The sequence below is a fragment of the Mycobacterium sp. 050128 genome, from assembly GCF_036409155.1.
In the GTDB taxonomy this organism is placed as follows: Bacteria; Actinomycetota; Actinomycetes; order Mycobacteriales; family Mycobacteriaceae; genus Mycobacterium.
In genome coordinates this window covers 297,064-309,776 of record NZ_JAZGLW010000002.1, presented here as the reverse complement: position 1 = coordinate 309,776, position 12,713 = coordinate 297,064, and the positions used below count along the sequence as shown (strand labels likewise).

The following is a 12,713-nucleotide window of genomic DNA, read 5'->3' as shown; positions in this document are numbered from 1 at the left end:
GCCGCCCTCGATGATCAATCGCCGACCGGATGGATCGCCGGCCGGGTTTCGGTGATCGAGTTCGTCGTCACTCCGGCCTTGGGCAGTGCCACACCGATCAGGCAGTCGCGGGTGATGATTTGGGCCAGCTGGTCCTCGGTCCAGCCTTCGGTTCCCTCGGGGCGCACGGGCATCACCATGAAGCGGTGCTTCTGGTTGGAGTCCTCCACCCGAATCTCGACCTCTTCGGGGAGGTATAGTCCGAATTCGGCGAGCACTTGGCGCGGCCAGCGCACGATGCGGCGGCGGAAGTTGGGCGTGCGGTACCACTCAGGCGAATTGCCCAGAATCGGACGCGGGTAGCAGGAACACAACGTGCACACGATGACGTGGTGCAGAGTCGGCGTATCCACCAGCACGTGGAAAGCCGTGAAGTCGCTCGGCGTGCCAAAACCCGTCGGGTCTAGCCAGTCGACGCCGACTTCCTTACTCGCGGTGAGCGGATCGGAAATCACCAGCTCCTTGAACGCGGAGTCGAGCCAAGCCCGCGCCACCAGCTGGGCCGCCGGAGTCGGCCCGATCTGCTCGGCGTATTCGGTCATGCGGCGGTGTTCCTCCGCGGTGAAAATTCCCTTCTCGATGCACAATTCGCGAAGGGCGATCTCGAGGACCTCGAAGTCGGTGATCTCGTCCACCATCGGCGCGGCGGTGCGATCGTGATCGTGAGCGGTCATGCTGACGTCCTCTCGGATCGGGCCGCTTCGAGCCATCGCTCGGGTATCTCGGTTTGCAGGGTGTCATTGGCGGGACCGGTGTAGCCGTGCCAAAGTTCGGTGAGGTTGAACCGAACGATGTAGAACCACTCGGGCTTTTGATCGGGGCCGGCCCAGGTCTCGTCCTCGGCGGCGGGGCTTTCGTAGGTGACGACGGCGATTTCACCCGTCGCGCCCCGCACGTATTCCTGGGTTCGGGTATAGAGCAGGATGGGCAACTCCTTGACGACGACCTTGTCGCCTACCTGGAATTTCGGTTCGCCGGCCTGACCGGCGTATATCTGCGGGTCGCCCTTGCCGACGGCGTGCAGGTGGTGTTCGTTGCGTTTGACCTTCGCAGGGTCGCCTTCGAATTTGGGCTTGGCCTCCAAGGGCTTACCCTGTAACCCGCCGTCGTACCGGGCCTTGACCTCGACCATGCGTTCGGCCAGCTCGCTCAGCCCGATGTGGTGTTTCTCGACGAGGACGCGCACGACGGCGAGCAACCAGCGCACGTAATACGGAAGACCCAGATAGATGGCGCGGCCCAGGTCGACATTGCCCATCCGCCGCCGTTCCTCCGACAGCCAGATACCGCGCCAGCCGAGAACCTCACACATGATGTAGGTGTTCTCTTCCCAGATCTCGTACTGCTTGTTCTGGTATTCGATCGGGGCATCCGGCTCGCCGCCGACGTCGTGCGGCGTCTTGGCGTAGGCGGCGAAGCGATCGTGATCGATGAGATCGGGGGTGGGCGCGTCGGGAAGTTCCGGGTAGGAGGACTTGAGCCTGGCTACCAGATCCAGTTGCACTGCGCGGTCAAAAGGAGTCGCCATCTGGGCTCCATTCATACGTCGCGATCTAGGCCGGTGCACAGCCCGGTGCGCACCCAATACAGCTCACTCCACTCGTCAAGATCACGCAACCGCTAAACCAGTTGCGCGCAGGGTAATGTCACTGCGATGGAGCGTCGCGTCCTCGAAGCGATCATCTATGAACGTGAGCCACCGATCGCGCGGATAATTCTTAATCGGGTCGACAAGGCCAATACCAAGGATGCCGTGCTCGTCACCGAAGTCGACGATTGCCTGCACGAGGCGGACCGCGACAGCGAGATCAAGGTCGTCATTGTCAAGGCCAACGGCAAGGGCTTCTGCGGCGGCCATGTCGCCCGCTGGGGCCCGGACGAAAACCCCTATCCCGATTTCGGAAATACGTTTGAGGACCTGTACAAAGGCACCGCGGACCTATTTCTGTGGCCCACGTTGTACTTGTGGGAGTTCCCGAAGCCGACGATCTCGCAGATTCACGGCTATTGCATGGGCGGCGGGATCTATCTCGGGCTGTTGACCGACTTCTGCGTGGCGTCCGACGACGCGTATTTCCAGATGCCGCTCGCCCAAAGTCTCGGAGAACCGGGCGGCCACACCATGATTGAGCCTTGGCTACTGATGAACTGGCATCGCACCATGGACTGGCTGTTACTGGCGCCCACGCTGTCCGCCCAGCAAGCCCTCGATTGGGGGCTGCTGAACAGGGTGGTGCCGCGAGAAGACCTGGAGGACACGGTCGAGGAGATGGCGCGCAAGATCGCCCAAATCCCGTTGACCACACTGATGGCGGTGAAGAACAACGTCAAGCGCGCCTGGGAGTTGATGGGTATGCGCGTGCACCTTCAGGTCAGCCACATCCTGACCAACATGGTCGGCGCCGCCACCGATGTTCAGGCGCGGCGCGCCGAACTGATGCAATCAGGCATGAAGCCACGCGATTTCGTCGACCGCGACGAAAAAGACGCCTAACGGCTTTTCTCGCCGGCGATTCTGCGCCCGGCCGCATGTCGTGCGGCGACGTAACCGAAAACCATCGAACTCGCGATGCTTGCCCCGGCACCCGGATAGGTGCGGCCCATCACCGTCGCGGTGGTGTTGCCCGTCGCGTAAAGACCGTCGATCACCTGATCCTGCTGATCGAGCACTTGGGCGTATTCGTTGGTGATCACACCGCCACATGTTCCGACATCCGCGGGCAGAACGCGGGTCGCGTAGTACGGCGCGCGGTCCAGTGGGCCGATCGCGGCGTTCGGTCGATATCCCGGATCACCGAGGCAGTCGTTGTAGGCCGACTGCCCACGCCCGAAGTCGGGATCCAATCCCTTCGCGGAGAACCGGTTAAACCGTTCGATGGTGCGCGACAGCTCGTCGGCGGGCAGGTCGATCTGGCGGGCCAGGTCGGCGATCGTGACGCCGCGTTTGACGGCGCCCTTCTCGATCAGCTCGGGGGGCAGGTGCTGATTGCGTTTCAGCGGATTGGAACTGGTGACGTACCGGCGCACGTATCCGTCGTCGAAGATCATCCAGCAGGGGACCGCCTTATTGGCGTACATCGCCTTGCCGACCTCGACGTAGGAGTTCGACTCGTTGCAGAACCGACGGCCGGTCGAGTCGACGTAGATGGCGCCGGGCCGCTGCCGCCCCGAGCCCAGGGACGCGGCGACCGCGCCTCCGTTGGCGATGAAAACCGAAGGCAGCCACCATGCTTCGTCGAGCAGATCGGTCTTGGCGCCCAGCCGCATTGCCGTTTCGAGCACTTCGCCGGTGTCACCGGCGTTGGCGATCGACCACTGGCCTTCGTTGGGCTGGTCGCCGCTGTACCGGCGACGCATCTCTTTGTTGTGGCCGAAGCCGCCGGCGGCCAGCAGAACTCCCTTGCGTGCTTCGATGTTCAGCGCGACGCCGTTCCGATTGACCCGAGCACCGACGACGCGGCCGTCCTCGACGATCAGGTCTTCCATCGCGGTGTTCGTCCACAGTGGCGGTTGATTTCCACCGAGGTCGATCAGCGCCTTGAGCATCTGCGCGATCAGTGAGGCGCCGTTGGTGAGGATCTGGGTGCGGCGAGCTCGTGCCGCGGCGGTGCGCGCGAACACCTTGGTGGCGACCGCGAATGCGCGTGGCGCACGGTTGAAGTACTGAACCGAACGAAGCTCGTTGGTCAGCACCACGTACCCGTAGTTCTTGGCCAGCGGCGGCTGCACCTTGTCGTGCCAGCTGCCGAGGTCGGCGGCGTCGAACGGGATTCCCTCGACGGCGCGACCGGACTCGTTGCCGCCCTTGTGGTTCGGGTAGTAGTCGCTCCAACCGGCGCAGCGGATCAGCCGAATACCCTTGCGGATCAAGAAATTGTCCATCTCGTAGCCCGCGGTGAGGAACATCTCCCGGCGCGCAGGAGAGGAGGCCGCACCGATATCGCCGACCACGTCGGCCAGATAGGCCAGGCCGTCTTCGTGCGAATCGGCGATGCCGTCGGCACGCATCAACGGGTTGTTGGGCAACCAGACGATACCGCCGGAAAGCCCGGTCGATCCGCCGACCAGGGCCTGCTTCTCGACGATCAGGGGCTCGAGTCCACTGTCCAGTGCCGCGAGCCCCGCCACCATTCCGCCGCCGCCGCTGCCCGCGATCAGTAGATCTACCGAGCGGTCCCATGCAGTGGTCATGAGCCGAACCCGAGATCCGCGATGGGCACGTCGATCGTGGTATTGGTCTTCTGAATCGCGGGAACCAGCGCGTCGTAGGGCAGGCCGGCGAGGAACCCGTCGATGACCCGCTCGAAGTTCGAGATCAGTCCTTCGATCTGGTCGGAGAGTCGCATGTATTCAAATCCCTTGGAGTGCAGTCCTTTTTGCTGCCGCGGCAAATTGGAGAAGTCCTGGGCCGGAATCGGCGGCCAGCGCGGATCGTCGGGTGCCATCGGTTCCGGTGGAATGGGCTTGCCGGTGATCTGATCCGGCGGGATCCGCGTCAGCGACCAGATCTCGAACAGGGTCTCCTCGGGCCCCAACGGCCGGATCCGGTACGACGAAGCGCTGCTGTACTGCGGCAGCAAAAAGTAATGGGGGAAGGCGAAATTGATCGCCTCGGTGATGCCGCGCCGCGCAAGGTCATTCAAGTCGGGAATATCGCAGCCCCGGGCACGATGCCAGCCGACGATCGCGTCGTTGAGCGTCCTGCGCCAGGTAGCCATGGCCTCGGCCGGATCGGCCGGCAGCTCGATGTTCTGCAAGCCCTCGGCGATACGGACGTCGTTCTCATGCGTCATACCCGCCATGCCTTCGCCGAGCGTGCGCATGAAATACAGGTTGGTCTGCGCCAGGCCAGGCTTCGCGGTTGTGGTGGGCATGCTCGACGGCAGCAGCTGGGGGTGCGTCTGCGGAACGTGGTAGCCCTCCATGAATGCCGCCGTCGCCAGCTTCCAGTTCACCGGAAGCCGGCACGACTGCCACCATTCGGTGCGCAGGGTTTCCACGTGCCAGGCGTCATAGATCGACGCGAACGGTTCCATGCACTCCCGCAACGCCGGCGCGCCGTCGTCGAGGTTGATCCACGCGCAGCCGCCCCAGAGCTCACAGCGGACCGAGACGAGTTCGAGGTCATCCGGACGCATGTTGTCCTCGGCGAACGCCTCGGGCCGCAGCACGAAGGTGTTGCGTCCGTCGATGCCCCAGCACCAGCCGTGGAACGGGCATACGAAGGTGCGTCGATTTCCGTTGCCTTCCACCAGCTTTACCCCGCGGTGGCGACACGCGTTGTGATAGGCCCGCACCGTCTCGGTGTCGACCCGCACCACGATGATCGACTCGTCGAGAATCTCATACTCGACGTAGTCGCCGGGCTTGGGTATCTCCTCGAGCCGGCAGGCCATCTGCCACACCCGGGGCCACAACATCTCGGCCTCCAGCGCGTAGAAGTCGGGGTCGTAGTAGCGCTGCTTGGGAATTCGATCGGCGGCCGCCACTGCCCACGGCACCGGTAACGCCGTCCAGTTCGCCTGACCACGTCTCGAACCTGTTTCTACAGCCATCTTGTCATCCCTTGTGTCAGCGTCACACGATCCGCGATGCCCGCCCCTGCCAGTAACGCTCGCGAATGCGCCTCTTGTACAGCTTTCCGTTCGGATCGCGCGGCAATTCCGGGTCGAATTCGACTGTGCGCGGGCACTTGTAGCCGGCCAGGTGGTCCCGGCAGTACGCGATCAGCTCGGCCTCCAGGTCGGGCCCGGTCTCGACGCCGGCGACGGGCTGCACGACGGCCTTGACCTCTTCGCCGAACTCGTCGTTGGGCACGCCGAAGACCGCGGCATCGACCAGTTTGGGATGCATGACCAGGAGGTTCTCCGCCTCCTGCGGGTAGATGTTCACCCCGCCGGAGACGATCATGAACGTCGACCGATCGGTCAGGTACATGTACCCGTCCTCGTCGACGTATCCCATGTCCCCCAAGGAGCGCCAGCCGCGGTCGTTGTACACCGACGCGGTCTTGGCGGGATCCTTGAAGTACTCGAATTCGGGTCCACCTTCGAAGTAAAGCTCTCCAGCCTGACCGATGGGAAGCTCTTGTCCGTCGTCGCCGACCACATGCACCGGGGCCATCGGGATGCCCACCGAGCCGGGGTGGTCCAGCCACTCCTCGGGACCGATCACGGTCCCCGCGAATCCTTCAGTGCCGCCGTAGTATTCGTGGATGATCGGCCCGAGCCAGTCCATCATCTGGTGCTTGACGTTCACCGGGCACGGGGCGGCCGCATGGATGACGCAGCGCAGGCTGGAGACGTCGTAACCGCGCCGCACCGCCTCGGGCAGTTTGAGCATCCGGACGAACATCGTCGGAACGAACTGGGCGTGCGTCACCCGGTGCTCCTCGATCAGGCGCAAGACCGCCTCGGGGTCGAACTTCTTCATGATGATCGACGCCGCACCCACCCGGTTGGCCGCCATCGTGTAGTTCATGCCGGCCGCGTGATACAGCGGCGCCGGGGACAAATACACACTCGATTGGTCCATGCCGTACTTGTGGGTCAGTGCCATCTCGAGCACCGACTGCGCCCAGGAGCCGTTGCCGTCGGCCGGCAGCGGCCGGCGGACCGCCTTGGGCCGTCCGGTGGTGCCGGACGAGTAGAGCATCTCGGATCCGTCCGACCACGGTGGCGCGGCACCCGCCGCTGCCAGAGCATCCTCGTAGCGGGCCCAGCCGGGCAGTTCTGCGCCAACGCCGATGTGGACGTCGGCCGCCGTGTTGACATCGCGCACGTGGGCAGCGACTTCGGGCATCGACGCGTCGACGAACACCGCCCTGGCATCCGAGTCGCCGATCACGTACGCAACCTCGTCGGGCGTGAAATGGGTGTTGACGGCGGTGTAGTAGAGCCCGGAAAGTTGGCATCCCCAAGTGATTTCGAAGAATTCCGGTCGATTCGGCAACACCAGGGCCACGCCATCGCCGCGGCGCAACCCCGCGTCGTGCAGCGCCGCGGCGACCCGTTGGCTCCGCTCGTAGAGTTCGCCGAACGAGATCGTGCGGCCGTCGGCAATCAACGCCGGCGACTGTGCGACCGCGATCGCGTGATCGGCGATGTTCACCAGCGGACCTACGTAGCCGCGGCGCCGTCGGTTTGGGCGGCGGCCGCGGCCTGACGCCGCGCGTGCTCGGACGGTAGCACCTTGTCCTTGAACACGGTCTGGATCAGCTGTTGCACGTCCTTGCTGATCGAGGCGAGTGCGACGAGATCGTTGGAGCTCTGCCAGTGCACCCGCATGCCCATCAGCTCCCAGGCCCGCTTCAGATTGGCCTTGGTGAGCATCAACGTCGTCAACGGCGCCTGGGCGATGTGGCGGGCGATCGCGTCCACCCGGGCGTCCAGGTCCTCGCGCTTGACCACCTCGTTGACCAGGCCGACCTCCAGCGCCTTCTTGGCGTCGATCACCTCAGCGGTGAACAGGTAGTAGGCCGCACGGCGCCAATTCATGAACACCCAAGGCTCGATGGAACATTCGCCCGAGGGCATGCCGAAACCCTGCAGCGGCGGGTAAGAGAAGTAGGCGTCGTCGGCGGCGATGACGATATCGGTGGTCAGGCCCATATGCGTCCCGCCGCCGACACAATAGCCGTGCACCTGCGCGATGGTGGGCTTGGAGAACTCCCAGAGGTTCAGCGTCGGCTTGACGAACAGATCCGACTGCGCCTTCCACGGGTGGCCCGTCACCATCGCGTTCTCCACGAACGACGGGTAGTCGACGGCATTGTTGCCGATCGCATGCCCGGAGCAGAAGCCCTTGCCGTTGGCCTTGAGCACCAGCACCTTGATGTCGTAGTCCCGGTCGGCGTCCAGCAGTGCGGCATCGACCTCTTCGGCCAGCTTCTGGTCCTGCGCATTGGCCTTCTCCGGCCAGTTGAGGGTGATCTTCGCGATCGGACCATCCTTCTGGTAGATGATACGTTCGCGAGTCTCGTTGAGGTCCATATGCTTTGTCCTTCCGTTATGACGTGATGACACCGATTTCGGCGCCGATGTCGTAGATGGTCCCAACCTGACCCGTCCACTGGACGATGCCGGATGCTCCCGCTTCGATCTCCTGTTCCACCTTCTCGGTGGCGATCACATAGATCGGTGTGCCCGCTTCGACGTGCTCGCCGGCGCCGACCAGCAGCCCGGTGAGTTCGGCTTCGGACACCGCGACCGACACACGGGGGATACGAATAACGAAGTCAGCCATGCGCGTTCGCCCTCTTACAGGTGCGCAGCGCCGCTTCGAGGATGCCGGCCGCGGACGGGTACACCTGCGCCTCGAGCGCGGCGGCGGCCGGGTTGGGAACGAACCGGGCGCCAACCCGCTCGACGGGTGCGGCGAGTTCGCCGAACAATTCCGATTGCAGGATTGCGGCGATCTCTGCCCCGGGGCCGGCGAATTGGACTGCGTCGTGGACGATTACAGCCCTGCGGGTACGCCGTACGGACTCGACGATGGTCTCGACGTCGAGCGGTAAAAGGGTGCGCAGATCGACGACCTCGGCGCTGACACCCTGGGCGGCCAGGGTGTCGGCCGCCGCGAGCGCCTCGTGCACGCTGCGTCCGTAGCCGATCAGACTCACGTCGGTGCCCGGCCGCTTGATGTCGGCCTGGCCGAGCGGAATTGAGAACCCGGGATCGACGGGTACCGGCCCCTTCTTGCCTTGCAGCCGGATCGTCTCGACGAACAGGCACGGGTCGGGGTCGAAGATCGCCGAGGCCAGCAGGCCTTTGCCGTCGTGCGGGGTGGACGGCACGATCACCTTCATCCCCGGAATGTGCATGAACCACGCCTCCAGGCTCTGCGAATGCGTGGCACCGGTGGCCAGCCCCGCGTACACCTGGGTTCGAATGGTGATCGGCGCCGTCGTCCGGCCGGCGGTCATGAACCGCAGCTTGGCGGCGTTGTTGATCAGCTGGTCGGCGGCGATGCCGATGAAGTCCATGATCATGATCTCGGCCACCGGCAACAGTCCGTCGATCGCGGCGCCGATCGCCGCACCGACGATCGCGGCCTCCGAGATCGGAGTGTCCAGAACCCGGTCGTGACCGTACTTCGTCGACAATCCTGCCGTCGGCCCGGATGCACCGGGATCGGCGATATCCTCACCCAGCAGAAACACTCGGTCGTCGGCCTGCAGTGCCTGATCCAGCGCGAGGTTCAGCGCCTCGCGCATCGTCATCTCTTTTTCGTCCATGTCTTTACACCGGGAACTTGATCGGAGTTGCGTACACGTCACGGTCGAGCTCGTCGGCCAAGGGGGACTCCGCGCTCATCACCGTCTGCAGCGCCGCCTCGACGGCGGCCAGCGCGTAAGTGTCAATGCGCGCGAGCTCCTGTTCGTCGGCAATGCCGGCGTCGGCGAGATGCCGGCGGAAGCGCGGCACCGGATCGGCGGCCATCGCCGCTGCCAGTTGTACCTTCGGGATGTAGGGCATCCGATCGCCGAAATAGTGACCGCGGAAGCGGAATGTCACGCACTCGATGAAGGTGGGGCCTTCGCCGCCGCGCGCCCGCCGCAGTGCCTCGTCAAGCGCGGACTTCACCGCCAGCGGGTCGTTGCCGTCGACCCGAACGCCGGGCATCCCGTATCCGGCGGCCCGGTCGGCGACGTGCTCGAGCTTCATGGTGTCGCGGGTCGGCGTCATTTCGGCGTACTGATTGTTCTGGCAGACGAACACCAGCGGCAGATCCCAGAGCGCAGCCATGTTGGCCGCCTCGTGAAAGGACCCGGTATTGGTGGCGCCGTCGCCGAAGCTGACCACGGTCACGCGATCGAGCCCCTTGCGTTTGGCGGCCATCGCCAGCCCGACCGCCACTGGCGGTCCGGCGCCGACGATCCCGGTCGAAAGCATCACGCCCACCTCGGGTTTGGCGATGTGCATGGTTCCGCCCTTGCCGCGGCTGGCACCGACGGTGCGTCCCATCATCTCGCCGTAGATCTCCTCGAGCGGGACGCCTTTGCCGATCAGATCGTGCAGCCCGCGGTAGGTGGTCACCAGCTGGTCGTCGGGCCGCAGCGCGATACCCATCGCGGCGGCGATCGCCTCCTGGCCACGCGACGGCCAGTACACGCACATGAACTCGCCGGTGCCGATGCCCTTGGACAGCCGGTCGTCGGCCGCCTTCATCAGCACCATCAGCGCGTAAAGGCGTTTGAGGTCGGAGTATTCGGTGTGGGTCATCGCATTGTTCCGTTGTGGTGCAGTCCAATTGGTGCCACCGCCGTCATGCGCCTGACCACGGCTTGACCTTGAGGAAGCCGCCGCCGTCGACGCGCAACTGTTGTCCGGTGATGTAGCGGGCGGCGTCGGAGGCGAGGAACAGTACCGCCTCGCTGATGTCCTCGGGTTCGACGTAGGGGATAGGCATCGCCTGGACCAGCGGGAAAATCGGTTCGGCGTCCTCGCGGGTCGGCTCTTTCAAGTCGGGGCGGAAGGCGCGATACATCGGCGGGCTGTGCAACATGTCGGTGTTGACGTTGGTCGGATGTACCGCGTTCATCCGGATGGAGAACGGTGCCAGCGCCCGTGCGAAGTCGTTAACGTAGTGCGCCGCAGCGAGTTTCGCGAAAGCATAGCCCGCACCGCCGGGACCGCCGTCGATGCCGGTGGTGTTCATCGACGACATGAACGCCGCGTTGGAACCGATCACGATGATCGACGCGCCGGCCTGTAGGTGTCTAAGGCTGGCGTGGACGAGATTGAGCACGCCGACCAGGTCCACGTCCACGGCATCGGCGAACGCCTTCGGGGGCAGACCCGCGGTCAGCGGGCAGATGCCCGCGTTGGCCACCACGATGTCGAGGTGTCCGAGTTCGGCGACACCCTCATCGATCGCGGCGGACAGCGCCACCCGGTCGCGCACGTCGGCGATCGCCGTGAACGCGCGCTGTCCCTCCTTTTCGACCAGCCGCGCCGTCTCGTCCAAATCCTCCGGCCGGGCCAACGGGTACTCGTTCGTGTCGATGTCCGCGCACAGATCCACCGCGATGATGTCGGCGCCTTCGGCGGCCAGCATGCGCGCGTGCGATCGTCCCTGACCCCGCGCGGCGCCGCTGATCACGGCGACCTTGCCCGTTACCCTGCCCATCGCTGATCCTTCGTCCCGGTGGCTGCTTCCAACGACCCGAGTTGGTGCACACGTGGGGGCTCGTTACCGCGGTGGTTCGGCGAGCCAGCGAAAGTGCCTACACCACTCATCTCTTCCACGAAAACCTGCACGTGGCTGTAGCCGGGCTATCAATATCCCTTAGAGTAACTAGAATACCTAAAATAGCAAGGACAGGTCCGGGCCGAGGGGGTTGGCGATGTCAGGCGTCCTTCAAGGGGTGCGAGTAGTCGAGTTGGCGTCCTGGACCTACGTCCCGTCGGCTGGGGCGGCGCTGGCGGACTGGGGCGCGGACGTCATCAAGGTGGAGGGTGTGGCGTTCGGCGATCCCGGCCGCGCCCTGGTCGTCGGCGGCTTCACCCGCGAAGCGGCCCGCCCCGACGCCGACTTCATCCTCGAGTTGGGCAACCGCGGCAAGCGCAGCATCGCGATCGACATCAAATCCGAGACGGGTCGCGAATTGTTCGGCCGCCTGTTGGCCACCGCGGATGTGTTCCTGACGAACTGGTTGCCGGGCGCACTGGATCGCGCCCGGCTTACCGTCGACGACATTCGCGCGTTCAACCCGAAGATCATCATTGCTCGCGGCACCGGCCTCGGGGTCCGCGGACCGGACCGCGATCGCGGCGGCTTCGATGCGGCCACCTACCTGGCCCGCGGCGGGGTGGCCTACACCCTGACCCCGTTCGGGACCGATACCCCGGCGGTCCAGGGCCCCGGCTTCGGTGACCTGCAGGGCGGGGCCACCCTGGCCGGTGGCGTGTGCGCGGCGCTGTTCCACCGGGAACGCACCGGCGAGCCGACGATCGTCGACTCCTCCCTATTGGCCCAGGCGATGTGGTCGATCGCGCCGTCAATCTGTGCCGCGGATTTCTTTGATATCGACGGCATTCCGGGGGCGCCCCCGGGATTGGCCATCAATCCGCTGGTGAACCGGTACAAGACCAAGGACGGTAGATGGATCCAGCTGGTCTTCCTGCAACCCGACAAATTCTGGGCCGGCTTCTGTGAGCGCATGGGACTTGCGGAGTTGGCCACCGACGAGCGCTTCGTACCGTCGAGCAATCTGATCGCGAATGCGGCCACGGCGACCGAGATCGTGGCGAAGACGTTTGCCGGCCACGACCTTGCCCACTGGCAGCAGGTGCTCGCAAGCGAACCAGGAGTGTGGGGTGCCCTCGCGACACCGCGGGAGACACTCAATGACCCGCAAGTCGAACCCAACGGCTACGTGGTGACAAACGTCGACGATTACGGCGAGGAATATCGAATCGTCGCCGCTCCGGTCCAATTCAACGAAACGCCACCACTTCCCGCGCGCGCTCCAGAACATGGACAGCACACCGAGGAGATATTGCTCGAACTCGGCGTCGAGTGGGACGACATCGCGAAGGCGAAGGACCTCAACTCGATCCTCTGATACCGGCGGATCCCGCTAAGCGGCCGCGTCGCCCGCAGTTGACAAATGGCTCCTATTCGAAGGACCAAAGTCATTGTCTGCCAACAACCTGATGACGTCAGCCGCG

At 64.6% G+C, this 12,713-nt stretch carries 12 protein-coding genes; 2 read left to right on the top strand and 10 right to left on the bottom strand.

Annotation, left to right across the window (positions count from 1 at the left end; genetic code table 11):
- Positions 1 to 14: 14 nt before the first annotated feature.
- Positions 15 to 713, bottom strand: a complete 699-nt coding sequence (gene scnC, locus SKC41_RS18865) for a thiocyanate hydrolase subunit gamma (protein ID WP_330979209.1) — start codon at positions 711 to 713, stop codon at positions 15 to 17.
- A complete protein-coding gene (locus SKC41_RS18860; RefSeq protein WP_330979208.1) occupies positions 710 to 1,567 on the bottom strand; it encodes an SH3-like domain-containing protein in 858 nt (285 codons plus the stop codon). The genes scnC and SKC41_RS18860 overlap by 4 nt, the downstream gene beginning before the upstream one ends.
- 126 nt (positions 1,568 to 1,693) lie before the next feature.
- On the opposite strand from SKC41_RS18860, the gene SKC41_RS18855 reads away from it, so the two are divergent.
- The gene (locus SKC41_RS18855; protein WP_330979207.1) at positions 1,694 to 2,533 is read left to right on the top strand and encodes an enoyl-CoA hydratase-related protein; all 840 of its coding nucleotides are present in this window, start codon (positions 1,694 to 1,696) and stop codon (positions 2,531 to 2,533) included.
- On the opposite strand, the gene SKC41_RS18850 is transcribed toward SKC41_RS18855, so the two are convergent.
- From SKC41_RS18850 to SKC41_RS18815, 8 genes are read right to left on the bottom strand one after another with little or no spacing between them, the layout of a single operon-like run.
- Positions 2,530 to 4,230 carry an FAD-binding protein gene (locus SKC41_RS18850; protein WP_330979206.1) on the bottom strand — a complete coding sequence of 567 codons (1,701 nt, stop codon included), beginning with the start codon at positions 4,228 to 4,230 and terminating at the stop codon, positions 2,530 to 2,532. The two genes, SKC41_RS18855 and SKC41_RS18850, sit on opposite strands and share 4 nt — an antisense overlap.
- Positions 4,227 to 5,594 (bottom strand): aromatic ring-hydroxylating oxygenase subunit alpha, encoded by a 1,368-nt coding sequence (locus SKC41_RS18845; protein ID WP_330979205.1) that lies wholly within the window; start codon positions 5,592 to 5,594, stop codon positions 4,227 to 4,229. Before SKC41_RS18845 ends, SKC41_RS18850 begins: the two co-directional genes overlap by 4 nt.
- A gap of 22 nt (positions 5,595 to 5,616) precedes the next feature.
- Complete coding sequence (locus tag SKC41_RS18840; protein ID WP_330979204.1) at positions 5,617 to 7,149, bottom strand: acyl-CoA synthetase; 1,533 nt, start codon at positions 7,147 to 7,149, stop codon at positions 5,617 to 5,619.
- An 8-nt stretch (positions 7,150 to 7,157) separates the two neighbouring features.
- Positions 7,158 to 8,030 carry an enoyl-CoA hydratase-related protein gene (locus SKC41_RS18835; RefSeq protein WP_066815899.1) on the bottom strand — a complete coding sequence of 291 codons (873 nt, stop codon included), beginning with the start codon at positions 8,028 to 8,030 and terminating at the stop codon, positions 7,158 to 7,160.
- A gap of 16 nt (positions 8,031 to 8,046) precedes the next feature.
- Entirely contained in the window at positions 8,047 to 8,283 is a 237-nt protein-coding gene (locus tag SKC41_RS18830) for a lipoyl domain-containing protein (protein WP_330979203.1), read from the bottom strand.
- On the bottom strand, positions 8,276 to 9,274 hold the full coding sequence (locus SKC41_RS18825) for an alpha-ketoacid dehydrogenase subunit beta (protein WP_330979202.1): 999 nt from the start codon (positions 9,272 to 9,274) through the stop codon (positions 8,276 to 8,278). The genes SKC41_RS18830 and SKC41_RS18825 overlap by 8 nt, the downstream gene beginning before the upstream one ends.
- 4 nt (positions 9,275 to 9,278) lie before the next feature.
- Positions 9,279 to 10,262, bottom strand: a complete 984-nt coding sequence (locus SKC41_RS18820) for a thiamine pyrophosphate-dependent dehydrogenase E1 component subunit alpha (protein WP_330979201.1) — start codon at positions 10,260 to 10,262, stop codon at positions 9,279 to 9,281.
- Between the two features lie 43 nt (positions 10,263 to 10,305).
- Complete coding sequence (locus tag SKC41_RS18815) at positions 10,306 to 11,169, bottom strand: mycofactocin-coupled SDR family oxidoreductase (protein WP_330979200.1); 864 nt, start codon at positions 11,167 to 11,169, stop codon at positions 10,306 to 10,308.
- A gap of 217 nt (positions 11,170 to 11,386) precedes the next feature.
- On the opposite strand from SKC41_RS18815, the gene SKC41_RS18810 reads away from it, so the two are divergent.
- Entirely contained in the window at positions 11,387 to 12,607 is a 1,221-nt protein-coding gene (locus SKC41_RS18810; RefSeq protein WP_330979199.1) for a CaiB/BaiF CoA transferase family protein, read from the top strand.
- Positions 12,608 to 12,713: the final 106 nt, after the last annotated feature.